The sequence below is a fragment of the Streptomyces sp. NBC_01314 genome (assembly GCF_041435215.1).
GTDB lineage: Bacteria > Actinomycetota > Actinomycetes > Streptomycetales > Streptomycetaceae > Streptomyces.
Genome location: NZ_CP108394.1, coordinates 2,965,362 through 2,991,238, shown reverse-complemented (window position 1 = coordinate 2,991,238; position 25,877 = coordinate 2,965,362). Strand labels below are relative to the sequence as shown.

The window sequence follows — 25,877 nt, the reverse complement described above, 5'->3', positions numbered from 1 at the left end:
GTCCCTGCCCGTCCCGCCCAGGGGCTCATGCGTTAGAAAGGCGTCAACGGCGCATCGGCATTCGGGGGCATGGATGGCAGGGCGGGACGTGGCGGCGGAGTACGCGAAGTACCTGGAGGGGTACGCCGGCATCATCGAGGATGCTCCGGCGACCGGCCGCCGGCTGACCCGGGAGGAACTCGATTCGCGCCGTGCCCTGGGTGAGCAGGCCGCGGAAGCCGGTGTCGGGCTGCGTGCCCTGGTCAGTGCCCATATGGCCGCGACGCGGTCGACCTGGCCCACCGGTGAGGACCGGTCCGTGGACGACATGCTCGCGGCGGCGGCCCAGGCCCTGGACGCGTTCGCCGAGGGCTACGAGCGGGCCCAGCGGCTCGCCGTCCGCCAGGAGGAGGCCGCCCGCCGGGAGTTCGTCGACGACCTGCTGTACGGCCGCAGCGACCTGGGCAGACTCGCCCAGCGCGCGGAACGCTACGGACTGCGCCTGTCGTACGAGCACGCCGTCGCCGTGGCGCGCGGCGAGGCCGCGTACGACGAGGGCGATCCGGTCCTGCGGGAGGTGGAGCGGGCGCTGATCGGCCGGTTCGGCGACCGCAGCATCCTGCTCACCACCAAGGCCGGGCGGCTCGTGTGCATCGCCCCCGGAGACCAGGGCGACGTTCTCGCGTACTTCGCCAAGCAGGCGTTCGCTGCCATGGGGGGAGGCCAGGTGGCGATCGGCCGTCCGCAGCCCGGCGCGGCGGGTGTCGTCCAGTCCTACGAGGAGGCGCTGAACGCCCTCGACCTGGCCGAACGCCTGGAGATCGACGAGCCGGTGCTGCGCGCCGCCGACCTCCTCGTCTACCCCGTCCTCACCCGCGACCGGCAGGCCATGGCCGACCTGGTGGCGAGCGCCCTCGGCCCGCTGCGCGAGGCCCGCGGCGGCGCCCAGCCGCTCCTCGACACCCTCACCGCCTACTTCGACTCCGGCTGCGTCTCCGCGGAGGCGGCCCGGCGGCTGTCGCTGAGCGTGCGCGCCTTCACCTACCGCCTGGAACGCATCCACAAGCTCACCGGCGCCGACCCGTCCGACCCGGTGCACCGCTACACCCTGCAGACGGCGGTGATCGGGGCCCGGCTGCTGGACTGGCCGACGAAGCCCTTCTGAGCCCTTCTGACCTGCGAACCGCGAGGCTGTCGGCCTGCGCCGGTTCGGATGTGCGATCGAGTACGGGGATGTACGCGGCCGAGGCCGGCTTCCCCGGGCGCCCCCAGGACGACGGCGTTCCGCGCGACCTGCGGGGTCCCGGAAGCCACAGTTATCGACGACCCCTCAAACGTGATGATGATCGCAGCGGGCGACCCCTCATCGGGAGCGCCCCCGCCGCATGCCCGCCGCTATGGGCGGATAGTGTGTAAAGAACGCGTCAAAGAGGCGCGGGGTGTGCCGGGAAGTCTGGTCGGCGTCGAAGGGGCACGTGTGCCCGAATCCCGATGCCACGGAGGCCCCCGGATGACCGTCCCCCGCCGCGAGCGTTCCGTCTTCCTCGGCCTGCTGCCTTGGCCGGAGCAGATGCGGGTGGCCCGGGCCCTGCGCACGGAGACGGTCGGCGGGCTGGTGCTCCTGGCGGCGGCCGTGGTGGCGCTGGTCTGGGCGAACACCCCGTGGAGCGGCACCTACGAGGACATCCGCGACTTCCACTTCGGGATATCCGCGCTCGGCCTGGATCTGTCGGTGGGGCACTGGACCAGTGACGGGCTGCTGACCGTCTTCTTCCTGGTCGCCGGGATCGAGCTGAAGCGTGAACTGGTCGTCGGCGAACTGCGGACCCCGGCCACCGCCGCCCTGCCCGTGATCGCCGCCCTGTGCGGCATGGCGGTGCCCGCCGCCGTCTACCTGGCCACCACCGGGCTCGGCGGGGGGAGCGGTCAGGGCTGGGCGGTGCCGATGGCCACGGACATCGCCTTCGCACTCGCCGTCCTCGCGGTGCTCTCCACCCACCTGCCCTCGGCCTTGCGGGCCTTCCTGCTGACCCTCGCGGTGGTCGACGATCTGGGCGCGATCCTGGTGATCGCGGTCTTCTTCAGCAGTGACCTGAACTCGGCCGCGCTCGCCGGGGCCGTGGCCGGGCTGGTCGTGTTCTACGTGCTGCAGCGGTTCCGGGTACGCGGCTGGTGGTGGTACGTACCCCTCGGCGTGGTGACCTGGGCGCTGATGTACAACGGCGGCGTGCACGCCACGGTCGCCGGTGTGGCGATGGGCCTGATCCTGCGGACCGTCCGCGACGAGGGCGAGGACGCCTCGCCCGGGGAGCGGACCGAGCATCTGCTGAGGCCGGTCTCGGCCGGGGTGGCGGTGCCGCTGTTCGCGCTGTTCGCCGCCGGGGTGAGCGTGTCGGCCGGCGCGGTGGGTGAGGTGTTCACGCGTCCGGAGCCGCTGGGGGTGGTGCTCGGTCTGGTCGTGGGCAAGACGGTGGGGATTTTCGCGGCCACCTACCTGGCGGCCCGGTTCACCCGGGCCCGACTCAACCCAGACCTGGCGTGGGCGGACGTGTTCGCGTTGGCGGTGCTGGCAGGCATCGGCTTCACCGTCGCCCTGCTGATCGGCGAACTCTCCTTCCCCGACCCGGCCGACGCCGAGCACATCAAGGCCGCGGTGCTGCTCGGCTCACTGATCGCCGCGACGCTCGCGGCGGGGCTGGTCAAACGCCGCAACGGGATCTACCGCCGCCTGTGGGAGGACGAGACACGGGACGAGGACGCAGACGGCATCCCCGACATCTACCAGCACACAGCCCCCTGCCGCGACGGCGGCGAGGGCACAGCCTGAAGGACGGCCATGAGCGCACGGGATCTCGCCGAGCCCTGCCCCTTCGTGACCACGGACGACGACGCGACGAGCGAGGCCCGCCCGCCGCCCGAGCAGCCGCTGCCGGCCCTGCCGGTCCTCGACACCGACGGACAGCCGTACGCCTTGGTGCCCGGCTCCCAGCTCACCGGGCGCTCATCCCCGTCCACGTCGCCGAGGACCCGACACTCGCCCGAGTCTCAGGCGAACAGCATGATGCCGAACTCGCCGAACGGCTGGTCGGACTCACCGCGGCGGAACGGGCGCCACGTCGCCTGTACCCACCTTCCGTCGTCGGCCCCGACGCCCGCCCCTTGGAGGTAGCCGCCCTCATGGCCCGCACCCACAGCCCCCTGGTCGCCGTCGTCGAACGCGAGGGCATGAACGTGACGCGGCTCGGCATGGTCACTGCCGCCCGACGCATGCGGCACTTCCTCGAAGGCACGCCGTGAACCCGGCCGCGACGTCACTGATGCCGGTGGTCGTCGTCATCGCCGCACTGGTGATCAGGACCGCGATCGGCGAGATCCGCAGACCGGGCAGCGCACGGAAACAGTGGGCGTTCGTCGCCAGTGGCCGCGCCATGACCGCAGGGTTGGCCACGACATTGGTCATCGCCGTGATGGGCTGGCAGCAGGCCGGGGCCGCGATCCTTGCGTGGGCGCTGCTGGCGGGCGGTCTGGTCGCCTTCCTCCTGGATCCGCCTCGCACGTAGGGCCTGGTCTCTGGCCTATCGGCGTTGCGGGGGTGGATGCGGATGCTTCGGCGAGTGCGAGGAGCCGACGGGCCGGTGTGATGAAGGCTCACGATCTGCTGCCCGTCCGGAGTCGGGCGAGGCGTGATCGATGCGTACGGTCGGCCCGGAGTGCGGGCCGTACCGCGTCTCGGCCGGAGGGTCCATGCGAGCCACCGCTGGGCAGGGTGACGGCCGCACGGAGCCGGAGCTGGACGGGCGTGGTTCTCTCGCCGAGATCGCCCAGTGGGTGCTGCGGACCGTGCCCCTGACGACGGGTCCGCTGCAGGTGGCGGTGTCGGACACCTCCGCCGTCGCCGAGGCGCGGATCGGTGGCGATCTGTACGAGGTGGTCGCCTCGCCGCACGGCCTCCGGGCGATCGTCGGCGATGTGCAGGGCAAGGGACTGGCCGCGGTCGAGACGGCCGCCGTGGTGCTCGGCGCCTTCTGTGAGGCCGCCCACGACGAACCCGCCCCGGTGGGGCTCGGCGAGCGGCGGGAGCGCAGTGTGGGCCGGGAGTCGGAGAGGGAGAAGTTCGTCACGGCGGTCCTCGCCGAGTTCGGCTCCGACCGCGAGATCGTGTTCCTCAACTACGGCCATCCGGCCCCGACGCGCGTACGCCGGGACGGCACCGTCGACTTCCCAGAGCCGCCCTCCTACGCCTTACCGCTCGGGTTGGGTGCCCATGGAGGCGATGGCCCGAAACCGTACCCGGTGGCGTTCCAGCCCGGTGAGCAGCTGCTGCTGTGCACCGGCGGTGTCGCCGAGGCCCGCGACGAGCACGGCTCGTTCTGCCCGCTCGCCGACCGGGCAGACCTCCCGCTGCGCCACCACGGTCATGGAAAGGGAAAATCTGTTCCGGCCGATTGAGCGCACGGGTGCCTCGGCGCGTAGAAAGGGAGGCATGGCGGAGCGTAAGGCCCCTGTGGGGGACGTGGATGATGTCGATGCGGTGACTCGTGCGGTGCTGACCGCGTCGCGGTTGTTGGTGGCGGTCTCGGCGCGCTCCCTGGCCGAGGTCGAGGAGCGGGTGACGCTGCCGCAGTTCCGCATGCTGGTGGTGTTGTCCACCCGTGGTGCCACGAAACTGGTCGTCCTCGCGGACCTGCTCCAGGTGGCGCCGTCGACGGCCATGCGCATGGTCGACCGGCTGATCGCGGCCGGGCTCGCCGACCGTCAGGTCAACCCGGACAACCGCCGCGAGACCATGCTCCAGCTCACGGAGGAGGGGCGGCGCACCGTCGCGGACGTCACCGCCCGGCGTCGTGCCGAGATCGCGGCGATCGTCGAGCGGATCGCTCCGGACCAGCGGTCGGCGCTCGTCGGGGCGCTCACCGCGTTCAACGAGGCGGGCGGGGAGCCACCGGCTCCGGCGGCGGACGACGCGGAGCCGTATCCGCTGGGCTGGGTGGACACGGCGGTGGGGCGCGACGCCTGAGGGCGCGTCATCATCCCCGGCTCCTGCCGCCGTTCGACGTGTGTGGGCCGCCCCCGCCCCGCCCGATGACAGATTTTGCATAATGCAAGAGAGTCGTGAAGGGTGGCTGGGGGATGGCGGTGCGGGGTTTGGTTGCCGGAGCCCGGCAGCGTAGGCCGTTCCCGTATGTGCTGGTGAAGACGGTGCGGGCCGTTGCCCCTGGGCGCCACGATGGGGCGTCGCGATTCGCGGACAGTGGACGACCCGGGGGTGGAGTGGCGGATGCACAGACTGTGTCGGCAACCCTCCGTGGCGGAAGCGGGACTGATGTCCCATCTGAGGACTGCCGTGTGGGGGCCCGCCGAGTTCGTCGGCCTGCCGCCGTGGTGGCTCCTCGCCGAAGGACTGTTCGCGGGGCTCCTGGCGTCCGGCGCGATCGTCGGTGTGGGGACGTGGGGGGTGTGGACCGGGCGGCCGGCCCTCGCCAGTGGGGAGGCAGGGCTGGTCGCCGCCGCCGCGCTGGGCGTGTATCTGCTCGTCACCGGGGCCGGACGGGCGCTCGTCGGGATCGTCACGGTGCTCGGGGTGTGCCTGGCACTGCTGACTCCGCAGGCCGCCGCGGGACTGGTGCTGGAGCAACGCGGCCGGGTGCGGCCGGTGGTGGTGACCTCGGTCGAGGGCGGGCCGGGTGCGGGCACCCGGGACGGCCGCTACCTGTGCTCGGTGACCAGCTCCGAGGGCGTTCCTCTCAGTACGAGGATCTGGCGGGGCTGCGGGGGATCGACCCGGCCGGGGGACGGGCTCATGGTCGCCTACGACCCGGAGGGCAAGGTTGTGCCCCGCGGCGTGGATCTGGAGACGGAGCGTGGCCGACTGGCGGGCGTCGCTGCCCTGGCCTGCGCGCTGGTCGTCGGGTGCGCGGTCGCGGTCGTGCGCTCCTTCCGGCTGGGCCCCGCCCCTACGGCAACGGGGATCCGGCCTCGTCCTCCAGCCGATTGAGGACGAGGCCGGCGCGGTGAACCGGTGGCCGTGTCACTCCGCCGGCGACGGCGACGCGCCGGCTGTCGGACTGGCCGTCGGGGCGGCGGTCTGCACGTTGAGGTCCGGGCGAGGCGTCAGGACGACCATCGGGGCTCCCTGCTGGGGCACGGGCGGGGTGGCCTGCTCGCTGGGGATCTTCGGCGGGTTGGTCTGCTGGTAGTTGACCTGGTCGTGGTTCACGAGACCGGTCTTCTCCAGCACGGTGATGTGGTCGAGCACGGTGTCGTTGGCCAGGTCGGCGAGCTGGCGCACCATGGTGTTCCTCGTGCTGGCCCGGATCTTGGCGATGGTCGGGAAGATCTGACCGTGCGTGACGCGCATGATCTGCACCGCGGTGGAGTCGAACTCCTTGCCGGTGGCCGCGTCGACGGTCGCCACGAACTGCTGCTGTTGCGGGCTCGCCTGGTTGTTGAGGGTGATGTTCAGCTCGGGAGCGATCTTGCGGCACAGCTCGTCGAGGCCGGCGTGCCCGACGACCAGATGCTTGCCGGCCTCCTTCATCTCCGGCGTCGTACCACGCTCCATGGCCATCTCGCCGAGCGGGTACTCCCACAGCCCGGCGGCACGCACCTTGACGACGAAGTCCCGGTCGGCCTCCGTCAGCGGGCCGTACCGGGTGTTGGCGATGATCCGGTCCGAGCCCGTGGCCGCTTTCTCGACCCCCACCATGGCGGGGTAGGCGAGCGCGGCGACGGTCAGCAGGAGACCACCACTCACGAAGATCGTTCCGATGCTCCACGTACGACTCATGGCATCTCCTGGCTGCGGGTGGCCGCACGGCGAGTCCGACGTGGTGTGCCGGACTCGCCGTGCGGCTGGGTCGCCAGGAGATACGGACGGGACGGGCGAATGAATCATTGCGCTGGGTAAAATTTGCAGTGTGCTCGGGCTGGGCGCGTTGCGGCCAGAACGCGATCCGCTCCGACCTGCGAGAACGCGGAATGGCCGTCCCTCTACCCGTTCGAGCCCCTGTCGCCTCGAACGGGCCGTCCCGGGCTGATCCGCCGCCGGGTGTCCCGGTGCGCAGGGCGAGGTTGCCGCCGTGCTCGACCGTTTCCCGAGTGTCGGGTGACAGGCGTGGCCCGTCGCTGCGGTGGGGGTCGGGATACACCTTGACGCCGTGTTCCAAAGGGCAGGGACGGGCGTCGGCCTTGCAGGAGAAGAGGGTGTCGGAGCCGAAGGCGGCGACGAGGCCGTCGGCAGGAGCAGGGTTCGGTGTCAATTGGCGGCGGGTGCGGCCGAAGTGTTGACCCCTGAGGGGTGCGCCACCGTTTGGCCGTCGTGCTCGCTCTCACCGCACGCGCGTTGGGTGCAGCGACCTCGCTGTCGGCGGTCGGCGAATGGACCGCTGATGCGCCTGGGTTTGGGCTGGAACAGGTCGGTGCCGACCTCGATCCGCTTCTGCCCCAGGCGGGTCCTGCCCGCCGAGATCTCGTTCCGCCGACTGCTGGCCCGCCTCGACGGCGACGTGCTGGACCTGGCTATCGGGAGTGGGCTCGCAGACCGCCGCCCGAAGGCTACCGGGCTGCGCGGCTTCGCGGTGGACGGCACCCAGCGCGAGCGTGCCGACTACCTCCTCGCCCAGGACGCCCAATACACCGCGCCGGAGCCGAGAACTCCGGATGCTTCATGCGGGTCGGCTACGAGTACGCATTCGAAGGTAGAGATCATCTTGGCGTCCACGGGCAGCTCAGAATTAGGCCGTTTCGTGTCGATTGGCGCGCGCCCCAGCCATCAGGAGCAGCCATGCCGACGTCGCTACAACGAAGATCTCGATGAGTGGCGACAGGCTGCCTCGCTTGAGGAAGAAGATGAACGTCTCGGGTCCGTTCGTCAGCGCGACCAGGCCCAACAGTGTCAAGGAACCGATGGCGACTATTCCGAACAGCCGCTGTGCCCAGTAGCGAGCTACGGATCGGGCTATCGCGCGGTCCCGATGGTTCATCTTCATGCCTCCTCGCGCTCGATGAGTCAGATCCTGTCAGCTACGCGCGGTCACGGCTACAAGCCCTTACCGTGCAGTTATGGCCCCTATCCCGTGGGGCAAGTTCCCCACTGTCGCAGAGCATCAACTGGCTCGCCGGTGGCTGCAGTTCACAGCCAACATCGGGCGAGCACCCAACACGAACGACGCATACGGGCGGGCGGTCGAGGACCACCTGCGGTTCTGTGCAGCGGAAGGAACGGACCCGCTGCCGGCCCGCGCGGACACCATCGCTGCCTGGATCAGGCACATGCTGGACCGGACATCGCATCGGCCGTTGAAAGCTCCGCCTCGGACCGAAACGGGTTTGGCGAACGCAACCATCCAACAGCGCATGGTTGCTGTCCGGAGTGCTGGTGGGATCCATCTGCGTGGTCGCATCGATCTCTGTGAAATGACGGCCTGGAGTCCGCGGCCTGAGGCTCGGGCTTGTCTGCTGCAAGCAGTCCCACGCGCGATCGTCACGCGTGGCCGACGGCGTCCTGATCGCTGATGGTCTCGTACGCGTCCGCCGGCGGCGGTGTGGTGTCGTCGGGCTTCGGGGCGGGTCGTGGGCGGCGATGCCTGAGCAGACGTGTGGCCAGCGGTTCGGTGTAGCGGGCGGTGAGTGGGCCGAGGAGGACGAGGATCAGGACGTAGGCGGTGGCCAGCGGGCCGAGGGACCGTTCGATGCCGGCGGCGACGGCGAGTCCGGCGATCACGATGGAGAACTCGCCGCGCGCGACGAGGGCGCCGCCGGCTCGCCAGCGGCCCTTGGCGGCGATGCCGGCACGTTTGGCGGCCCAGTAGCCGGTGGCGATCTTCGTGCAGGCGGTGACGACGGCCAGGGCGAGGGCGGGCAGCAGGACGGGCGGGATGCTGGCGGGGTCGGTGTTCAAGCCGAAGAAGACGAAGAACACCGCGGCGAACAGGTCCCGCAGCGGGGCCAGGAGGCTGTGCGCGCCGTCGGCGACCTCGCCGGACAGGGCGATGCCGACGAGGAAGGAGCCCACGGCGGCGGACACGTTCAGCTGCTGGGCGAGTCCGGCGATCACCAGGGTCAGGCCCAGGACCACGAGGAGGAGCTTCTCGGGGTCGTCGCTGGAGACGAAGCGGGAGATGTGGCGGCCGTAGCGGACCGCGAGGACCAGGACGAGGGCAGCCGCGCCGAGGGCGATGGCGAGTGTGACGCTGCCTGCCGCCAGGCCGGCCCCGGCCAGCAGGGCGGTGAGGATGGGCAGGTAGACCGCCATGGAGAGGTCTTCGAGGACGAGGATGCTCAGGACGGTCGGGGTTTCGCGGTTGCCCAGGCGGCCGAGGTCGCCGAGGACCTTGGCGATGACGCCGGAGGAGGAGACCCAGGTGACGCCGGCCAGGACGACGGCGGCGACCGGCCCCCAGCCCAGCAGCAACGCCATGGCGGCGCCGGGCAGGGCGTTGAGGAGGGCGTCGACGAGACCGGCGGGGTAGTGGGTCTTGAGGTTGGAGACCAGGTCGCTGGCGGTGTACTCCAGGCCCAGCATGAGCAGCAGCAGGATGACGCCGATCTCGGCGCCGATGGCAACGAACTCCTCGCTGGACCCCAGCGGCAGCAGCCCGCCGTTGCCGAAGGCGAGTCCGGCCAGCAGGTACAGCGGAATCGGGGAGAACCGGAAGCGTCCGGCGAACCGGCCGAGCAGCCCGAGGGCCAGGATGATGCAGCCGAACTCGATCAGGAAGACCGCGGAGGAGTGCACGACGGTCACTCCCGCCCGAGTATCGCGGCGGCCGTCTCCACGCCTTCGCGGGTGCCGATGACGATGAGCGTGTCACCGCCAGCGAGCCGGAAGCCCGGTGTGGGGGAGGGAATGGCCTCGGCCCGGCGCAGCACGGCAACGATCGAGGCGCCGGTCTCGGTGCGCATCCGGGTCTCGCCCAGCAGGCGCCCGTTCCAGTGCGATGCGGCCGTCAGCTCGATGCGCTCGGCCACGAGCCCCAGGCCGGTGGTGGACAGCAGGTTCGGGTTGTGGTGGGCCGGCATCAGAGCGTCGATGAGGGCTTCCGCCTCCTCGGCGGTCAGCTGTACGGACAGGGCGCACGCGTCCGGGTCGTCCTCCCGGTACGCGCTGATCGTGCGCGGCCCGTCCCGGTGGGCGACCACGGACAGGCGGCGGTTCTCCCGCGTCGTCAGGTCGTAGCGGACACCGATTCCCGGCAACGGTGTGCTGCTCAGGCGTGGCGCGCCCATGCTCTCCCCCTTCTGTCGGCGGCGTTCCTCGCGGCTCGCGTGCGGAAGCCGCCCTGAAGAGTGACCGGATCCGGATTGTGAGGCTCATCTTATGATCCGCAGGTGTGCGTCGCTTCGGAGCGGCTGGAGCTGCTGAGCCATCAGCGATGGCCGATGCGGACCTGGCCCCTCAGTGGTTCAACGCGCTCTCCAAGCTCAGCGACGGCGCGCTGGACGTTGGTGAGGTGGAAGAGGCGGCCCGGCTGCTGGTCCTCAGCCACGGTCCGGGTAGGTGTTCTGGCCGGCCGGCGGTCCGCCGAACAGGCCCGTACAACGAGCGGGTCCGTACACAACCAAGGCGCGATGTGCACGGACCCTCCCCCAGCCTTCGGCCGGGGCCCCCATCTCGCTTCGCTCGGGAGCCGGGCCGCAGGGGCGGTCAGACGGTGGTCTTCACCGACTCCTGGTCATCGTCGCCATCGGTGATCTCACCGGCGTCGCGGGCGCGGACGAACTCCAGGAAGGAGTTGAGCTCGCGCTTGACGACGGGGGCGAGGAGGTACAGGCCGATGATGTTGATGACGGCGAGCATGAAGAGCACCGCGTCGGCCATGTCGATGAGGGTCTGCAGGGTCAGCAGCGAACCGGTGATCGCGAACAGGGTGTAGACGACCTTGTACGTCAGCTCGCTGGCCCTGCTGCGGCCGAAGAGGTACGTCCATGCCTTGAGGCCGTAGTAGCCCCACGTCAGCACGGTGGAGATGGCGAACAGCATCACCGCGACGGTGAGGATGTAGGGGAACCAGGGCAGGACCGTCTCGAAGGCGTCGGAGGTGATGGTGACGCCGCCGATGGAGTTGTCGGTGCGGGCCTCGGCCCAACTGGCCGGGTTGGCGATGACGATGGTGAGCGCGGTCATCGTGCAGATGACGACGGTGTCGATGAACGGCTCCAGCAGGGCGACCAGGCCCTCGCTGGCAGGGTGCTTGGTCTTCACCGCGGAGTGGGCGATCGGCGCGGAGCCCAGCCCCGCCTCGTTGGAGAACGCGGCCCGCTTGAAGCCGATGATCAGCGCGCCGAGTACGCCGCCGGCGACACCCTCCGGGTTGAAGGCGCCCTCGATGATCGTGCCGATCGCGGACGGGACGTCGGTGACGTGCACCAGGATGACGACCAGGCAGGCCGCGATGTAGATGCCGGCCATGGCGGGCACGAGCCTGCTGGTGACGTTGGCGATGGAGCGGATGCCGCCGAGCAACACGATGCCGACGAGCGCGGCGACGAGGATGCCGAAGAACAAGGCGCCGGCGGAGGAGCCGATCAGGCCGTCCTCGCCGCCCGTGACGGAGACCAGCTGCGCGTAGGACTGGTTGACCTGGAAGAGGTTGCCACCGAAGAGTCCGAAGAAGAGGATCATGAAGGAGGCGAGGACCGCGAGGACCTTGCCGAGCTTCTTGCCGTTGGCGCCGAATCGGTCGGCGAGGCCCTTGGGCAGGTAGTGCATCGGGCCGCCGGAGACCGTGCCGTCGGCGTGCACCTCGCGGTACTTCACGCCGAGGGTGACCTCGACGAACTTGGTGGCCATGCCGAGCAGGCCGCACAGGATCATCCAGAACGTCGCGCCGGGACCGCCGATGGAGACGGCGACGGCTACACCGGCGATGTTGCCGAGGCCGACCGTGCCGGAGACGGCGGCGGTCAGCGCCTGGAAGTGGTTGACCTCGCCGGCCGACCCCTTCTCGTCGTACTTCCCGCGCACCACGTCGACGGCGAGTCTGAACTTGCGGACCTGCACGAACCCGAACCAGCCGGTGAAGACCAGGCCGGCGACGACGAGCCAGGCGACGATGAGGGGCAGGTCCGTTCCGCCGACGGGAACGGCGTAGAAGACGACTTCCCCGAGCCACTTGGCTATGGGTTCGAAGAAGTCGCTGACGGCTTCGTCGACGGACTGGGTGACGGAGTCGAGTGACACGGTGGCTACCTCGATGGTGCGGGACCGGGGCACGGGGAGTGCCGTCGGTTGGCGGGCGGTCTCTGAACGAACGTCGTCGTCCGATCGGCGACGCTGGGCCTGCGATCCGCGCATGCGGATCGTGAACGCCCTGGTCGTGCTGCCGGTGCATGCCGACCGCTCCGCGCTGCGGCGACGAGCGACGCCACCTGCGGAGTTGCGCAGTTCTACCACGCCCTTTACTCACTCTTTAGTGACGCGGATCACGTAACCTGCGGTTACCGCCGAAACTGCCAGCGAGCGAGATCGGACCGTTATGCGGAGGTCGAGAACCGTTCACCGGACATCTACGGGATGGGCACGTGCAATGGGGCACGGCCGCGGCGACGTAAGTGTTCCGTCATCTCTCGCGGGTTTCATGGCGTCTTCCTGGCCCGTTGAATGGGGAGCGACGGAAAGTTCTCTGGAAACGGGGCGGGCATGGAACGTGTGCGGAAGCTGCTGGGCAGGCCGTTGGTCATCGGGGGCCTGGTGCTGGCGGTCGTCGGCGTCGGTCTCGGGCTGTACTGGTTCCAGCCGTGGAAGCTGTGGCAGGACGAGACCGTGGAGGAGGCGCTGCCCGGTGCCGTGGCCACGTCGGCCTCACCCACGGCCGGGCCCTCGGCATCCCCCTCCATGTCGCCCTCACCGGTTCCCGGGCCGCAGACGCTGGCGAGCGGTGAGCTGATCAGCCACGAGCACGCCACCTCGGGCACGGTGAAGCTCGTACGGCTGGCCGACGGCTCCCACGTCGTACGGCTGGAGAACCTCGACACCAGCAACGGCCCGGACCTGCGCGTGTGGCTGACCGACGCACAGGTGAAGGAGGGCACAGCCGGCTGGCGCGTCTTCGACGACGGCGAGTACGTCAACCTCGGCAAGCTCAAAGGCAACAAGGGCAGTCAGAACTACACCGTGCCCCCCGACGTCGACCCTTCCCGCTACACCAGCGTCAGCATCTGGTGCGACCGTTTCGACGTGTCCTTCGGCGCCGCCGAACTGGCCGACGCCTGACCGCGTTACTCGTCCGCGGGCTGTGCGGCGTGCCGGCGTGAATCAGCCGTGGAGCGGTACCGACTGCACGGCTGGGCACCGGCCCGGCTGTTCGCCGGGCCGGGCCTCTCCTATCCGGTCGCCTGGAGTCGGTTCGCTCGGTGTGCGCCGGTGTCACACGGTGGCCCTTTCCTCCTTCGCCGTCCGGGTTCCGCGGAGCGTGCGCACGGTGAGGACACCCGCGCCCACGATGACGACGACCGCCACCGCAAGCATGGCCAGGGCCGCGGTGCGGCCGAACCCCAGGAACGTGTCTTCCGTAACAGGGCTCGCGTCCCCAGCCGGCGCCGGCAGGGTCAGGTCCTGGCAGGCGGACGGGGCGGTGACGGGCCGGGCCGACGGCAGCCGCACATGCGGGGCTTACTGTCCGGCGTTCCGGTGGCCGACACACCGACCTGCGCCTCGATATTCTGCCGTCGTCACTCCTGGGCACCGGGCGGTGAGCCGCCGGATGGGCCCCCACTAGATAATTGCACAGCGCAAAACGGGGGGCGCCAGGGGCGTGACCGTCAGCGCCGGAGCCTCTGCGGTGCCCCGATGGGCCGCAGTGGTCGTCACGTAGTCGTCAGGGTTATTACGAGAACCTGACGCGGAGTCGGAATCCCTTCAGCCACAGGCCTCTCGTCAGCAACTCTGGCTCCGCCCACCACCGTTCGGGGTGGCGGAGGGGTCTGAGGAGCGACGTATGAGCAGGCACACCAGGCGCAGGTCCTCGCTACAGGTTCGGCTGACCGTCGGTGCAGCCGCGGTCCTCGCCGCGGCGGCGGCGGTAGCCACGGTGACCGTCGCCTCGGCGGGGGAGACCGGCCGCCGGTACGCGGGGTCGGGGGAAGCCGGCGCCGATCACGCCGTGTTCGTGCAGGGCAACGAACTCGACGGCAACACCATCCACGTCTTCAAGCGCGGCGACGACGGCACGCTGACCGCCGCGGGCCGATACGCCACCGGAGGCAAGGGCGGCGACCAGATCGACGCGCCGACCGACTCCCTCGCCTCCCAGGGCTCGCTCGTCTACGACGACCGGTCGGGGCGGCTGCTGGCGGTCAATGCGGGCAGCGGCACGGTGACCTCGTTCCGGGTCGAGGGCCAGAAGCTGACGGACCGGCAGATGGTGGCTTCCGGGGGCGACTTCCCGGCGTCGATCGCCGTCTCCGGCCAACTGGCGTACGTCATGAACGCGGGCGGAGAGGGAAATGTCCAGGGCTTCCGGATCACCGCCGACGGGCTGAAGCCGCTGCGGGGTTCGCAGCGCTCCCTCGGGCTGGACAACGAGAAGGTGCCGCTGTTCAGTAGCTCGCCCGGCCAGGTCGCGTTCACCCCGGACGGTCGTGCGCTCGTCGTCACCACCAAGTCCGCGAACACCGTCGAGGTCTTCCCCTTGCGGCCTGACGGGCGCCCTGCGCGGCGGCCGGTCGTCAACGACTCCGCCGGTGGGGTGCCGTTCGCCATCACCTTCGACCAGGGCGGCCGGATGCTGGTGGCCGAGGCGGAGAAGTCGACGGTCAGTACGTACAAGGTGCGTGCCGACGGCACACTGAAGGTCGTACAGAGGCCGCTGGCCAACGGCCAGGAGACGCTGTGCTGGCTGGAGCGTGCCGGTGACTTCTTCTATGGGGGCAACACCGGCAACTCCACGGTCAGCGGCTACCGCATGGACAAGCGCGGTCGCCTCGCGCTCACCAACGACGTCGGCGTGGCGACGCCGCCGTCGGCCCTGTCCCAGGGCGTCATCGACCTGGCCGTGACCGAGGACGAGAAGTTCCTGTACGTGCAGAACGCCGTCTCCGGCACGGTCGACGGCTTCCGCGTCGGCAGGAACGGCTCCCTCACCAAGGTCACGACCGCGACGGGACTACCCGCCTTCGCCGAGTCCGGCATGGAGGGCATCGCCGCGGTGTAAAGGGAAGGCGGCCACCGCGGTGCGGCGCCCCGGAGTTCCTCCGGGGCGCTGCGTTGCGTCAGAGGAGGCGACACCCGACAGGGCCGTCGCCCGGTCCGGGGTGGCCGACCCGCCGTGTGTGGGTACGGTCCTCCTGGGTGCACCGGCCCCCCGTTTTGCTGGAGTCGCTTCATGTTCGGTCCCTTCACCAGGCGCACAGCCGTACGTCCGCTTGCGGCCGCCGGTGTGTCGCTCACTCTCTGCGGCGCGGTGATGTGGGTGCTGCCTGGGCCCGGTCTTCCCGTTCTGCTTCTCGGCATCCTGTGTCTTGCGGCTGCCGGAGTGGTCGCAAGAGCGCGCGGCGGGCACGACGGGTGAGATGACGGGACGCCGCGCGGACCCGGCGGTCGATGTGGCAGACCCGGCTCCCTCCAAGCCCGCACGGCAACGCATGCCTGGGCTCACCCCTGTTCGACGAGCTTGGCTTCGAGGTCGCGCAGGTCCTTGGCGAAGTTGGCGAGTTGGCGCGGACCTGGCGGGCCAGGAGCGGGGCGGCGAGACGCTAGAAGCCCGGCCTCGCCGCCGCGGACGTGGATGCGGGGCGGCGGTGCCGTCCGAGTGGGGTTCGAAGGTGTAGGTGACGTGCATGGGTCTCGGTCTCACCGACCGGCGCCGTGCCGAGATCACCACGATCGTCGGCCGGAAGCCGGTGAAGGGCTTCCGCCAAGCCGGCAGCCGCTCGCGCGTCGGCTCGTGGGCCGCTCTCGGCATTCTCGCTGACCGCTCGGACGCGGTCAGGCGAGAGGGACCGTAGCTCTGTCCGGGTTCGGCCTGCGGCCCCTCCCTCCGGACCGTTGCAGGGTTGTCCCGTCTCATGGCTCTCCTGTGTGGTCCGCGGCCGGAAACAGCAATGATCTCTGGGACCCGACCACGCCCGGGGCGGCAGTCGCTCCTTCACACACCAGCCGCGTGGGCGTTTCTCTGGTGAAATGCGGCGTTATGTATGCATGGTCCGTTCCGTAGTGCCGTGTTGATGAATTGGGTACGCGGGGCGGGGCCGATGTCGCGTCGGCCTTCTACGGGCGTGGGATCGGGAGCGAAGCAGGCCGCGGTTTCGTGCGGCGCGCGGGTTCGTTCGGTGGCGTGGCGGAAGGACGGGCGCAGCGTAGTGACGATCGCCGATGGGGTATTCGCGTGGTTGGGGGTGGGAGCGCTGCTGGCGGCGGTGCTGCCGCGGTTGGTGGCTGGACGGCCGTTGTCGCTGCCGCTGGTGTTCCTGGTGGGCGGCATCGGTGTGTATCTACTGCCGCTGCAGCTGCCGGTGATCGATCCGGTGGATGACCGGCTGCTGGCGGAGCACGTCACCGAGATCTGCGTGATCATCGCGCTGATGGGCGCCGGGCTGGCGCTCAACCGGCCTGTCGGCCGACGTCGTTGGGCCACGACCTGGCGGTTGCTGGGCGTCACGATGCCGTTGACCGTCGTGGGCACGGCTCTCGTGGCGTGGTGGCTGCTGGACTGGCCGCCGGCCGCCTCCCTGCTGCTGGCGGCGGTGCTGGCGCCGACCGATCCGGTGCTCGCCTCGGAGGTGCGGGTGGGGGAGCCCACGGAGGACCCGCACGATGAGGACGAGGTGCGGTTCGCTCTCACCAGCGAGGCGGGCCTCAACGACGGGCTCGCCTTCCCGTTGACATACGCGGCTGTGGCGCTGGCCGCCGCAGCGGGCAGCGGCTGGTCGGCCGACTGGGTCGGCGCGTGGGCGCTGGAGGACGTCGCGTTCAAGTGCACGGTCGGGGTGCTGTGCGGGCTGCTGGTCGGCCGGCTGCTGGGCTGGCTGTTCTTCCTTACCCGCTCGCCCGTCCTGCGGCTGTCCGAACACCGCGAGGGCTTCGTCGCGCTGGGCGCCACGTTCTTGTCGTACGGGGTGACCGAGCTGGCGGGAGGCTACGGGTTCCTCGCGGTGTTCACGACCGCGTGCGCCATCCGGGCGGCCGAGCGCGCCCACGGCTTCCACAACGTCCTGCACGACTTCGTGGAGCAGATCGAGCGCCTGTTCACCGCGGCGGTGCTGTTTCTGCTGGGCGCCTTCATCGCACTGGGCGGCCTCGCCTCCCTGACCTGGCAGGGAGCCGTCACCGCGCTGGTACTGCTGGTGGTGATCCGGCCGCTGTCCGGATGGGCAGGGCTGCTCGGGGGCCGTCCGAAGGATCGGGAGCGCTGGGTGATCGCCGGCTACGGCATCCGCGGCATCGGTTCGTTGTACTACCTCGCCTACGCACTGGGACAGCATGACTTCCCGGTGCCGGAGCGGGAACTGTGGGCGGTGGTGACGTTCACCGTACTGGCCTCGGTCGTGCTGCACGGCGTCACGGCGGGACCGGTCGTGGCCCGGCTCGACCGGCTACGGACTGCCACACCCCCGCGACCAGAGGGCACAGACGGAAACGGAGGAACGGACAGCACCGGACCCGGCCCGGCAACATGATCGTCTCGACAGGAGCTCAGGCCGTGGGGCCTTGACCAGCGTTTCCTCGGGTCGCGGTACCACCGCAGTCCTGCCTACCGACGCCTACGCGGCGAGAGCGGACGGCATCGACTACGCGCCGACGCCGTGTCTGTCGGACTGGCCGACCATGCCCTCTTCACCACCGGGGACATCGAGCACCTGCCCTACGAGGACGCAGGCTTCGAGACCGTGGTGTGCGACTCCGCCTTGTGGATCAGTCGTGTTATTGATCCGAAACGGTAAGCGTTCTGGGTTGTTGAATGCTGCGTGAGTGAACTGGTGGGGGACGCACGGCAGTTGTCGCCGTCGGCGCAGGAAGCGTTGCGGCTGCGGGCGGTGGCCGCGCTGGTGGAGGGCCGGGGCCGCGAGGATGTCGCGGCGGTGTTCAAGGTCTCGCTCAAGGCGGTGGACGGCTGGTGGGCGAAGTGGCAGGCCGGTGGGCGTGAGGCGCTGAGGGCGCGTCCGCGTGGGCGGCGCGTGGGTGAGCATCAGGTGCTGTCCGGGGTCGAGCAGGCGGCGGTGCGGCAGGCGATTTTGGATCATCTGCCGTGTGACCTGGGTCTTCGTGGTCAGTTGTGGACGCGTGGCCAGGTGGGTGAGCTGATCGCGAAGCTGTATCGGGTGCGGATGACCGAGCCCGGGGTGGGCAAGTACCTGCGGCGCTGGGGACTGTCGTTCCAGCGGCCCGACAAGCGCGCGGTCGGGCAGAACCCGGAGGCGGTGCGGACCTGGCTGGAGGTGACATGGCCGGCGATCCGGGCGACGGCGAGGGCCGGGAACGGTGAGGTGCTGTTCGCCGACCAGGTCGGTATCCGTTCCGATCAGGTCACCGGTCGCACCTGGGGCGAGAAGGGCCGTACCCCCGTCGTGCGCCGCACCGGCAACCGGTTCTCCGTGAATGCGATGTCCGCGATCAGCACGAGGGGCCGGATGCACTTCATGGTGTTCACCGAGACCTTCGACGCGAAGGTCATGTGCCGCTTCCTCGACCGGCTCATCGGCCACTTCGACCGCAAGATCCACCTCGTGGTGGACGGTCACTCCGCACACCGCTCCCGCGCGGTCCGCACATGGCTGGCCGACCACGCCGACAGGATCGAGCTGCACTTCCTGCCCTCGTACTCGCCCGAACTGAACCCCGACGAACTCGTCAACGCCGACCTCAAACGCAGCCTGCCCATGAGCAGCAGGGCCCGCGGCCAGGCCCGACTCGCAGCCGAGACCCGAAGGTTCTTCCACCGCCGCCAGCGCCAGCCCCACATCGTCCGCGGCTACTTCGGCGGCCCCACGTCCGCTACACCCTCGAAGAAAACCCTTGAGTTTCTGATCAATAGAGGGGTGCGTCGAATACGTCGCGCTGTTCAACTTTGGCCGGCTGCCCCGTCGGGCGGCGTTCGAGGCGGGCCGTTCTCTAGGCCGTCAATGTCGGCTCAATCAGGGCCCATCGGGCGTCGGACAGGTCGCTGGGGTACGGCTTGCGCTCGTTCACGGCGCAGCGTGATCATGAATACGACGGAGGAGCGGGTTCCGCTGGAACTCGGGCGATTCTGGGGTCTTTAAAATCAGACGGGTTTTCGGGTGTAAAGCCACACGAGACGGACAGTCGAGTGCTCGGCCCTGCAGAGTGTGAATAGCTCCTACCTGTTGAAGACGCCCAAAGCGGGACATGGGTAAAACTCGCATACCGAAAAACGTTATGTGAACGCCCGGGGGAGCGTCGGAGGGTTGCTGCGTGAGTCGATTCATGGTGATCGCGGTGCGGTGCGAGAGTCAGTACAAGCAACACCCATCCAACTGGTGACTTCAGGCCGACGGCCGAAGGGCATTGTCGAATCGGCAAGGGGCGCCGCCTCGGCACCGTAACGACTACCGGGGTGGCTTGCCGGGTCTTCGGCGTCGGTGCCGAGGGTCGACCAGACGTGGTCGGCGTGACGCGACCGACATCGGACGTTGCGAGGCCACTTTGGCGACAACCCTCCGTGAAGGCTGACGGATGCTCAGGCAACTCTGACGTATTGTCAACCATTCAAGATCATCTTGCACGTGCGTTGCACAAGGTGCCGAAAAACAACAGTGATCAGTGAAGGGTCGTGAAGGTGAGTATCAGCAGGTCAGCTGGCATGTTGAGGTGTCGTGCCCCTTGCTTCAAGGGGCACGGCACCAGCGCCGCTCAGATGTCCCGGAAGATCTCGATCTGCGCCCCCACCGTGTTCAGGCGCTCCGCGAGGTCCTCGTAGCCGCGGTTGATGACGTAGACGTTGCGGAGGACGGACGTGCCGTCGGCGGCCATCATCGCCAGAAGGACGACGACGGCGGGGCGCAGCGCGGGCGGGCACATCATCTCGGCGGCGCGCCAGCGGGTGGGGCCCTCGACCAGGACGCGGTGGGGGTCCAGCAACTGGAGGCGGCCGCCGAGGCGGTTGAGGTCCGTCAGGTAGATCGCACGGTTGTCGTAGACCCAGTCGTGGATGAGCGTCTGGCCCTGCGCGGCGGCGGCGATTGCCGCGAAGAACGGGACGTTGTCGATGTTCAGGCCGGGGAACGGCATGGGGTGGATCTTGTCGATCGGTGCCTGGAGTTTCGAGGGGCGGACGGTGAGGTCGACCAGGCGCGTACGGCCGTTGTCGGCGAAGTACTCCGGTGAGCGGTCGTGGTCGAGGCCCATCTCCTCCAGGACTGCCAGCTCGATCTCCAGGAACTCGATCGGCACCCGGCGCACGGTCAGTTCGGACTCGGTGACGACCGCGGCGGCCAGCAGGCTCATCGCCTCGACCGGGTCCTCGGAGGGCGAGTAGTCGACGTCCACGTCGAGGCGCGGCACCCCGTGCACGGTGAGCGTGGTGGTGCCGATGCCCTCCACCCGTACGCCGAGCGCCTCCAGGAAGAAGCAGAGGTCCTGGACCATGTAGTTCGAGGAGGCGTTGCGGATGACGGTCACGCCGTCGTGGCGGGCGGCGGCGAGCAGCGCGTTCTCGGTCACCGTGTCGCCGCGCTCGGTCAGCACGATCGGCCGGCCGGGAGTGACGGACCGGTCCACCTCGGCGTGGTACAGCCCCTCGGTGGCCGTGATGTCGAGGCCGAACCGGCGCAGCGCGATCATGTGCGGCTCGATGGTCCGCGTCCCGAGATCGCAACCGCCCGCGTAGGGCAGCTTGAAGTGGTCCACGCGGTGCAGCAGCGGGCCGAGGAACATGATGATCGAGCGGGTGCGGCGGGCCGCCTCCTCGTCGATCGCGTCGAGGTTCAGTTCGGCCGGCGGCACGATCTCCAGGTCGACACCGCCGTTGATCCACCGGGTGCGTACGCCGATGGAGCCGAGCACCTCCAGAAGGCGGTACACCTCCTCGATGCGGGCCACCCGGCGCAGCACTGTGCGCCCCCTGTTCAACAAGGTGGCGCACAGCAGCGCGACGCACGCGTTCTTGCTGGTCTTCACGTCGATCGACCCCGACAGCCGGCGCCCGCCGACCACCCGCAGATGCATCGGCCCCGCGTAACCCAGCGAGACGATCTCACTGTCCAGGGCTTCACCGATTCGGGCGATCATCTCAAGGCTGATGTTTTGATTACCGCGCTCGATACGATTCACCGCGCTCTGACTGGTGCCGAGCGCCTCCGCCAGCTGCGATTGAGTCCAGCCTCGATGCTGCCTTGCGTCACGGATGAGCTTGCCGATGCGTTCGAGGTAGTCGTCTGCCATGGGCCCGAGGTTATCTCAGATATGAGATGGCACCTCTTGGGGGGTCCGTTGGGGGTGGTGATGATGGCCCGTTCAGGTGACGGGGTGTCAGCCGTGGGACTCGGACGCCTTCGTCGGCGGTGGGCGGGCCGCCGGTGAGGCTCAGTGGCGCCTGGCCCCGCGTGTGCGGCGCCAGCCGAAGGGACCGGGCAGGTCCATCGAGGTCGTACGGCGTCCCGTGCTGCTGTGGGTGTGCCGGGGGCCGTTGCGGCCACCGGTGGTGAGGGACCAGGAACGCTTGTTGATGTTCAGTCGCACACCCGGCAGGATGCGGAAACTCTTGCGGAACGTGAGCGGCATGTGTGCCTCCTTCCGATGCACACCGGGTACCCCTTTCGGCGCTTCGCATCCCTACCGCCTGTCGACAACTGCGGCTTCCGTGCGGGGTATTGGCGGCGAGCCGGGGTCGGAGGCCCGGGTGTGTCGGGCGGCAGCGGAGTGTAAGGGGCAAGGCCGGGGCGGGGGCTGGGCGGCGGAAGCGGTCTGGTCACCGCCCGGATCGGGAGGTCTCGCCCGGATCGGGAGGCCCTGCCCGGCACGGTCACGTGCCGCCCGCGTGGGTCACGCCCCGCCCGGATCGCGGGAGCGCCCCGCCCGGATCCGTGGCATCGGCCCCGGCCGTTCGCGTCAGCGGGGTGGCAGTACGCAGAACTCGTGGCCGTCGGGGTCGGCCATCACCACCCAGTCGACCTCGCCCTGGCCGATGTCGATCCGCGTCGCACCGAGGGAGACGAGACGGTCGACCTCCGCCCGCTGATCGCCGTCGGAGGGCGGGGCGAGGTCGAAGTGCAGGCGGTACTTCCCGGGCTTCGGAGCCAGCGGCGGACCGCCCCAGGTGATCTTCGGACCGCCGTGCGGTGAGCGGATCGCGGTCTCCTCGTCCTGGTCCCAGACCAGGGGCCAGCCCAGCGCCCGGCTCCAGAAGTACCCGGCCGCCTGCGAGCCGTCGCTCGCGAGCGCCCCGATGAATCCGCAGTCCGCGAGGAAGTTGTTGCCCGGCTCGATCACACAGAACTCGTTGCCCTCGGGGTCGGCGAGGACCACATGCTCCTCGTCCGGGAGCTGGCCGATGTCGATGTGCCGGCCGCCGAGTTCGAGCACCCTCGCCACGACCCTCCGCTGGTCGTCGAGGGACTTGCTGGTCAGGTCGAAGTGCATCTGGTTCGCGACGGTCTTCTTCTCCTGGCTCGGCAGGAAACGGAGCCGGAACCCGGTGTCGTCGTTCGGCGCGAGCGCGATGCCGTCGTAGGGGTCGTCGGCCGTCTCCCAGTCCAGGACGCCGGCCCAGAAGCGCGCGAGACCGACAGGGTCGTTCGCGTCGAAGGAGAGCGCGTGGAGGTGAGAAGTCATGCCCGGGGATCTCCGATCCGCTGACTCACAGCCGCGGAGGGGCTCGTCCAGCCGCAGACGGGACCTGTCCAGCCGCGGACGGGGCTCGTCCCCCTGCCCATGAGGGCCACAATGCTAGGAAGCCCGGGAACGTCCGTGCAACGCAAATAAAACAGCCCCGGCGCCGTGCCCGGTCGCTCGGCGAACCCTCGGAGATTGGCGTACGCCACATCGGGCCGGGCATGACCAGCCCGCGCCCATGTACTACTGTTATCTCGACATCGAGATATCTGCCGAGGCGCACTGCGGCCGCCCACCCCGGTAAGGGGTACCTAACTTAGCCTTACCTTAGCGGATCGGCCAAGAGGGCCTGGCGGCAGGATGCGGTGGTACGCGCACATGGAATGAAGGAGACTGTCGTGTCGGCGAACAGCTTCGACGCCCGCAGCACGCTGCAGGTGGGCGACGAGTCGTACGAGATCTTCCGGCTGGACAAGGTGGAGGGCTCGGCTCGCCTGCCCTACAGCCTCAAGGTCCTGCTGGAGAACCTGCTCCGCACGGAGGACGGCGCGAACATCACCGCCGACCACATCCGGGCCATCGGCGGCTGGGACTCGCAGGCGCAGCCCAGCCAGGAGATCCAGTTCACGCCGGCCCGCGTGATCATGCAGGACTTCACCGGCGTGCCCTGTGTCGTGGACCTCGCCACCATGCGTGAGGCCGTCAAGGCCCTCGGCGGAGACCCGGCGAAGGTCAACCCGCTCTCCCCGGCCGAGATGGTCATCGACCACTCCGTCATCGCCGACAAGTTCGGCACGCCGGAGGCCTTCGGCCAGAACGTCGAGCTGGAGTACGGCCGCAACAAGGAGCGCTACCAGTTCCTGCGCTGGGGCCAGACCGCCTTCGACGACTTCAAGGTCGTCCCGCCCGGCACCGGCATCGTCCACCAGGTCAACATCGAGCACCTCGCCCGTACGGTCATGGTCCGCAACGGCCAGGCGTACCCCGACACCCTGGTCGGCACCGACTCCCACACCACCATGGTCAACGGCCTCGGTGTGCTGGGCTGGGGCGTCGGCGGTATCGAGGCCGAGGCCGCGATGCTGGGCCAGCCCGTCTCGATGCTCATCCCGCGCGTCGTCGGCTTCAAGCTCACCGGTGAGCTGACGCCCGGCACCACCGCCACCGACCTCGTGCTGACCATCACGGAGATGCTCCGCAAGCACGGCGTGGTCGGCAAGTTCGTCGAGTTCTACGGCGAGGGCGTGGCCGCCACCTCCCTCGCGAACCGCGCCACCATCGGCAACATGTCGCCGGAGTTCGGTTCCACGGCCGCGATCTTCCCGATCGACGGCGAGACCATCAAGTACCTGAAGCTGACGGGCCGCGACGCCCAGCAGCTCGCGCTCGTCGAGGCGTACGCCAAGGAGCAGGGCCTCTGGCTGGACCCGGCCGCCGAGCCCGACTTCTCCGAGAAGCTGGAGCTCGACCTCTCGACGGTCGTCCCCTCCATCGCCGGCCCGAAGCGCCCGCAGGACCGTATCGTCCTCGCGAACGCCGCCGAGCAGTTCAAGGTCGACGTCCGCAACTACGTCGACTCCGTGGACGAGGCGGGCCAGGAGTCCTTCCCGGCCTCCGACTCCCCGGCCGTCGCCCCGAACGGCGCCCCGTCCAACCCGGTCACGGTGACCGCCCCCGACGGCTCGACCTACGAGATCGACCACGGCGCGGTGACGGTCGCGGCCATCACCTCCTGCACCAACACCTCGAACCCGTACGTCATGGTCGCCGCCGCGCTCGTCGCGAAGAAGGCCGTGGAGAAGGGCCTGACCCGTAAGCCGTGGGTCAAGACCACCCTTGCCCCGGGCTCCAAGGTCGTCACCGACTACTTCGACAAGGCGGGGCTCACCCCCTACCTCGACAAGGTCGGCTTCAACCTCGTCGGCTACGGCTGCACCACCTGCATCGGCAACTCCGGCCCGCTGCCGGACGAGGTCTCCAAGGCCGTCAACGACCATGACCTGGCCGTGACTTCGGTGCTCTCCGGCAACCGTAACTTCGAGGGCCGGATCAACCCCGACGTCAAGATGAACTACCTGGCGTCCCCGCCGCTCGTCGTCGCGTACGCCCTCGCGGGTTCCATGAAGGTGGACATCACGCGCGATGCCCTCGGTGTGGACCAGGAGGGCAAGCCGGTCTTCCTGGCCGACATCTGGCCCTCCGAGGCCGAGGTCAACGACGTCGTGGCGAACGCCATCGGCGAGGACATGTTCAGCAAGTCCTACAAGGACGTCTTCGCGGGCGACGCGCAGTGGCAGGCCCTGTCGATCCCGAGCGGCAACACCTTCGAGTGGGACCCGCAGTCCACCTACGTGCGCAAGCCCCCGTACTTCGAGGGCATGACGATGGAGACCACCCCGGTCTCGGACATCGCCGGCGCCCGCGTCCTCGCCAAGCTCGGCGACTCGGTCACCACCGACCACATCTCCCCGGCCGGCGCGATCAAGGCCGACACCCCCGGAGGCAAGTACCTCACGGAGCACGGTGTCGAGCGCCGTGACTTCAACTCGTACGGTTCCCGCCGTGGCAACCACGAGGTGATGATCCGCGGTACGTTCGCCAACATCCGCCTGCGCAACCAGATCGCGCCGGGTACGGAAGGCGGCTACACCCGCGACTTCACCCAGCCCGACGCGCCCGTCGCGTTCATCTACGACGCCTCGCGCAACTACATCGAGCAGGGCATCCCGCTGGTCATCCTTTCCGGCAAGGAGTACGGCTCCGGCTCGTCCCGTGACTGGGCCGCCAAGGGCACCGCCCTCCTCGGCGTCAAGGCCGTCATCGCCGAGTCGTACGAGCGCATCCACCGCTCGAACCTCATCGGCATGGGTGTCCTGCCGCTCCAGTACCCGGAGGGCGCCACCGCCGAGTCCCTCGGCCTCACCGGCGAGGAGACCTTCTCCTTCACCGGCGTCGAGGAGCTGAACAACGGCACCACCCCGCGCACGGTCAAGGTGACCACCGACACGGGCGTCGACTTCGACGCGGTCGTCCGCATCGACACCCCCGGTGAGGCCGACTACTACCGCAACGGCGGCATCATGCAGTACGTGCTGCGCAGCCTGATCCGCAAGTAAGCGGCTCGGTACGGCAGTTGAGGGCCGCATCCCCGGAGGACGGGGGTGCGGCCCTT

At 69.5% G+C, this 25,877-nt stretch carries 21 protein-coding genes and 3 pseudogenes; 14 read left to right on the top strand and 10 right to left on the bottom strand.

Annotated elements, in window-relative coordinates:
* The first annotated feature begins 73 nt into the window (after window positions 1–73).
* The 7 genes and pseudogenes from OG622_RS13150 (at window position 74) to OG622_RS13120 (ending at window position 5,974) form a co-directional block, all read left to right on the top strand.
* Window positions 74–1,144, top strand: coding sequence for a PucR family transcriptional regulator (locus OG622_RS13150; RefSeq protein ID WP_371575996.1), 1,071 nt, complete (start codon window positions 74–76; stop codon window positions 1,142–1,144).
* A gap of 345 nt (window positions 1,145–1,489) precedes the next feature.
* Window positions 1,490–2,806 (top strand): Na+/H+ antiporter NhaA, encoded by a 1,317-nt coding sequence (nhaA, locus tag OG622_RS13145; protein ID WP_371575995.1) that lies wholly within the window; start codon window positions 1,490–1,492, stop codon window positions 2,804–2,806.
* Window positions 2,807–2,815: 9 nt separating this feature from the next.
* The gene (locus OG622_RS13140) at window positions 2,816–3,148 is read left to right on the top strand and encodes a hypothetical protein (RefSeq protein WP_371575994.1); all 333 of its coding nucleotides are present in this window, start codon (window positions 2,816–2,818) and stop codon (window positions 3,146–3,148) included.
* 124 nt (window positions 3,149–3,272) lie between these two features.
* Window positions 3,273–3,539 carry a hypothetical protein gene (locus tag OG622_RS13135; protein WP_371575992.1) on the top strand — a complete coding sequence of 89 codons (267 nt, stop codon included), beginning with the start codon at window positions 3,273–3,275 and terminating at the stop codon, window positions 3,537–3,539.
* 214 nt (window positions 3,540–3,753) lie between these two features.
* Window positions 3,754–4,428 (top strand): annotated as a pseudogene (locus tag OG622_RS13130) (PP2C family protein-serine/threonine phosphatase); the annotation flags it as partial.
* A gap of 34 nt (window positions 4,429–4,462) precedes the next feature.
* Entirely contained in the window at window positions 4,463–4,996 is a 534-nt protein-coding gene (locus OG622_RS13125; RefSeq protein ID WP_371575990.1) for a MarR family winged helix-turn-helix transcriptional regulator, read from the top strand.
* 306 nt (window positions 4,997–5,302) lie between these two features.
* The gene (locus tag OG622_RS13120) at window positions 5,303–5,974 is read left to right on the top strand and encodes a hypothetical protein (protein ID WP_371575988.1); all 672 of its coding nucleotides are present in this window, start codon (window positions 5,303–5,305) and stop codon (window positions 5,972–5,974) included.
* Between the two features lie 33 nt (window positions 5,975–6,007).
* Here the strand turns inward: OG622_RS13120 and OG622_RS13115 are convergent, their stop codons facing one another.
* The 5 genes from OG622_RS13115 to OG622_RS13095 all read right to left on the bottom strand — a co-directional run bounded on the left by OG622_RS13115 (window position 6,008) and on the right by OG622_RS13095 (window position 12,160).
* Complete coding sequence (locus OG622_RS13115; RefSeq protein ID WP_371575986.1) at window positions 6,008–6,766, bottom strand: DUF4142 domain-containing protein; 759 nt, start codon at window positions 6,764–6,766, stop codon at window positions 6,008–6,010.
* A gap of 946 nt (window positions 6,767–7,712) precedes the next feature.
* Window positions 7,713–7,967: a hypothetical protein gene (locus OG622_RS13110; protein WP_371575984.1), complete on the bottom strand. Its 255-nt coding sequence runs from the start codon at window positions 7,965–7,967 to the stop codon at window positions 7,713–7,715.
* Window positions 7,968–8,461: 494 nt separating this feature from the next.
* Window positions 8,462–9,715, bottom strand: a complete 1,254-nt coding sequence (locus OG622_RS13105; RefSeq protein ID WP_371584085.1) for a cation:proton antiporter — start codon at window positions 9,713–9,715, stop codon at window positions 8,462–8,464.
* 5 nt (window positions 9,716–9,720) lie between these two features.
* Window positions 9,721–10,206, bottom strand: coding sequence for a cation:proton antiporter regulatory subunit (locus tag OG622_RS13100; protein ID WP_371575982.1), 486 nt, complete (start codon window positions 10,204–10,206; stop codon window positions 9,721–9,723).
* Between the two features lie 418 nt (window positions 10,207–10,624).
* Entirely contained in the window at window positions 10,625–12,160 is a 1,536-nt protein-coding gene (locus OG622_RS13095) for an alanine/glycine:cation symporter family protein (protein WP_371575981.1), read from the bottom strand.
* A gap of 459 nt (window positions 12,161–12,619) precedes the next feature.
* On the opposite strand from OG622_RS13095, the gene OG622_RS13090 reads away from it, so the two are divergent.
* The gene (locus OG622_RS13090) at window positions 12,620–13,192 is read left to right on the top strand and encodes a DM13 domain-containing protein (RefSeq protein ID WP_371575979.1); all 573 of its coding nucleotides are present in this window, start codon (window positions 12,620–12,622) and stop codon (window positions 13,190–13,192) included.
* A gap of 153 nt (window positions 13,193–13,345) precedes the next feature.
* Here the strand turns inward: OG622_RS13090 and OG622_RS13085 are convergent, their stop codons facing one another.
* Window positions 13,346–13,582: a hypothetical protein gene (locus OG622_RS13085; protein WP_371575978.1), complete on the bottom strand. Its 237-nt coding sequence runs from the start codon at window positions 13,580–13,582 to the stop codon at window positions 13,346–13,348.
* A 334-nt stretch (window positions 13,583–13,916) separates the two neighbouring features.
* On the opposite strand from OG622_RS13085, the gene OG622_RS13080 reads away from it, so the two are divergent.
* The 5 genes and pseudogenes from OG622_RS13080 to OG622_RS13060 all read left to right on the top strand — a co-directional run bounded on the left by OG622_RS13080 (window position 13,917) and on the right by OG622_RS13060 (window position 18,935).
* Window positions 13,917–15,131, top strand: coding sequence for a lactonase family protein (locus OG622_RS13080; RefSeq protein WP_371575976.1), 1,215 nt, complete (start codon window positions 13,917–13,919; stop codon window positions 15,129–15,131).
* Window positions 15,132–15,756: 625 nt separating this feature from the next.
* On the top strand, window positions 15,757–15,924 hold the full coding sequence (locus OG622_RS13075) for a hypothetical protein (protein ID WP_371575974.1): 168 nt from the start codon (window positions 15,757–15,759) through the stop codon (window positions 15,922–15,924).
* 354 nt (window positions 15,925–16,278) lie between these two features.
* Complete coding sequence (locus tag OG622_RS13070; RefSeq protein ID WP_371575971.1) at window positions 16,279–17,595, top strand: cation:proton antiporter; 1,317 nt, start codon at window positions 16,279–16,281, stop codon at window positions 17,593–17,595.
* Window positions 17,596–17,721: 126 nt separating this feature from the next.
* Window positions 17,722–17,859, top strand: coding sequence for a hypothetical protein (locus OG622_RS13065; RefSeq protein ID WP_371575970.1), 138 nt, complete (start codon window positions 17,722–17,724; stop codon window positions 17,857–17,859).
* Between the two features lie 36 nt (window positions 17,860–17,895).
* Window positions 17,896–18,935, top strand: a pseudogene (locus OG622_RS13060) (IS630 family transposase).
* Between the two features lie 11 nt (window positions 18,936–18,946).
* On the opposite strand, the pseudogene OG622_RS13055 reads toward OG622_RS13060, so the two are convergent.
* The 4 genes and pseudogenes from OG622_RS13055 to OG622_RS13040 all read right to left on the bottom strand — a co-directional run.
* A pseudogene (locus OG622_RS13055) lies at window positions 18,947–19,105 on the bottom strand (transposase); the annotation flags it as partial.
* Between the two features lie 681 nt (window positions 19,106–19,786).
* A complete protein-coding gene (locus tag OG622_RS13050) occupies window positions 19,787–21,316 on the bottom strand; it encodes a helix-turn-helix domain-containing protein (RefSeq protein WP_371575968.1) in 1,530 nt (509 codons plus the stop codon).
* A gap of 141 nt (window positions 21,317–21,457) precedes the next feature.
* Window positions 21,458–21,655 (bottom strand): DUF4236 domain-containing protein, encoded by a 198-nt coding sequence (locus OG622_RS13045; RefSeq protein WP_371575966.1) that lies wholly within the window; start codon window positions 21,653–21,655, stop codon window positions 21,458–21,460.
* A gap of 327 nt (window positions 21,656–21,982) precedes the next feature.
* Window positions 21,983–22,705 carry a VOC family protein gene (locus tag OG622_RS13040; RefSeq protein ID WP_371575964.1) on the bottom strand — a complete coding sequence of 241 codons (723 nt, stop codon included), beginning with the start codon at window positions 22,703–22,705 and terminating at the stop codon, window positions 21,983–21,985.
* Window positions 22,706–23,103: 398 nt separating this feature from the next.
* Here OG622_RS13040 and acnA point away from each other — a divergent pair, with 398 nt between their 5' ends.
* Entirely contained in the window at window positions 23,104–25,821 is a 2,718-nt protein-coding gene (gene acnA, locus OG622_RS13035; protein ID WP_371575962.1) for an aconitate hydratase AcnA, read from the top strand.
* Window positions 25,822–25,877 lie beyond the last annotated feature (56 nt).

Excerpts from the sequence above, each read along its gene's own strand:
- OG622_RS13150 (WP_371575996.1), top strand. The coding sequence starts at position 74 with ATGGCAGGGCGGGACGTGGCGGCGGAGTACGCGAAGTACCTGGAGGGG.
- nhaA (WP_371575995.1), top strand. The coding sequence starts at position 1,490 with ATGACCGTCCCCCGCCGCGAGCGTTCCGTCTTCCTCGGCCTGCTGCCT.
- OG622_RS13140 (WP_371575994.1), top strand. The coding sequence starts at position 2,816 with ATGAGCGCACGGGATCTCGCCGAGCCCTGCCCCTTCGTGACCACGGAC.
- OG622_RS13125 (WP_371575990.1), top strand. The coding sequence starts at position 4,463 with ATGGCGGAGCGTAAGGCCCCTGTGGGGGACGTGGATGATGTCGATGCG.
- OG622_RS13120 (WP_371575988.1), top strand. The coding sequence starts at position 5,303 with ATGTCCCATCTGAGGACTGCCGTGTGGGGGCCCGCCGAGTTCGTCGGC.
- OG622_RS13115 (WP_371575986.1), bottom strand. The coding sequence starts at position 6,766 with ATGAGTCGTACGTGGAGCATCGGAACGATCTTCGTGAGTGGTGGTCTC.
- OG622_RS13110 (WP_371575984.1), bottom strand. The coding sequence starts at position 7,967 with ATGAAGATGAACCATCGGGACCGCGCGATAGCCCGATCCGTAGCTCGC.
- OG622_RS13100 (WP_371575982.1), bottom strand. The coding sequence starts at position 10,206 with ATGGGCGCGCCACGCCTGAGCAGCACACCGTTGCCGGGAATCGGTGTC.
- OG622_RS13090 (WP_371575979.1), top strand. The coding sequence starts at position 12,620 with ATGGAACGTGTGCGGAAGCTGCTGGGCAGGCCGTTGGTCATCGGGGGC.
- OG622_RS13080 (WP_371575976.1), top strand. The coding sequence starts at position 13,917 with ATGAGCAGGCACACCAGGCGCAGGTCCTCGCTACAGGTTCGGCTGACC.
- OG622_RS13075 (WP_371575974.1), top strand. The coding sequence starts at position 15,757 with ATGGGTCTCGGTCTCACCGACCGGCGCCGTGCCGAGATCACCACGATC.
- OG622_RS13050 (WP_371575968.1), bottom strand. The coding sequence starts at position 21,316 with ATGGCAGACGACTACCTCGAACGCATCGGCAAGCTCATCCGTGACGCA.
- OG622_RS13045 (WP_371575966.1), bottom strand. The coding sequence starts at position 21,655 with ATGCCGCTCACGTTCCGCAAGAGTTTCCGCATCCTGCCGGGTGTGCGA.
- OG622_RS13040 (WP_371575964.1), bottom strand. The coding sequence starts at position 22,705 with ATGACTTCTCACCTCCACGCGCTCTCCTTCGACGCGAACGACCCTGTC.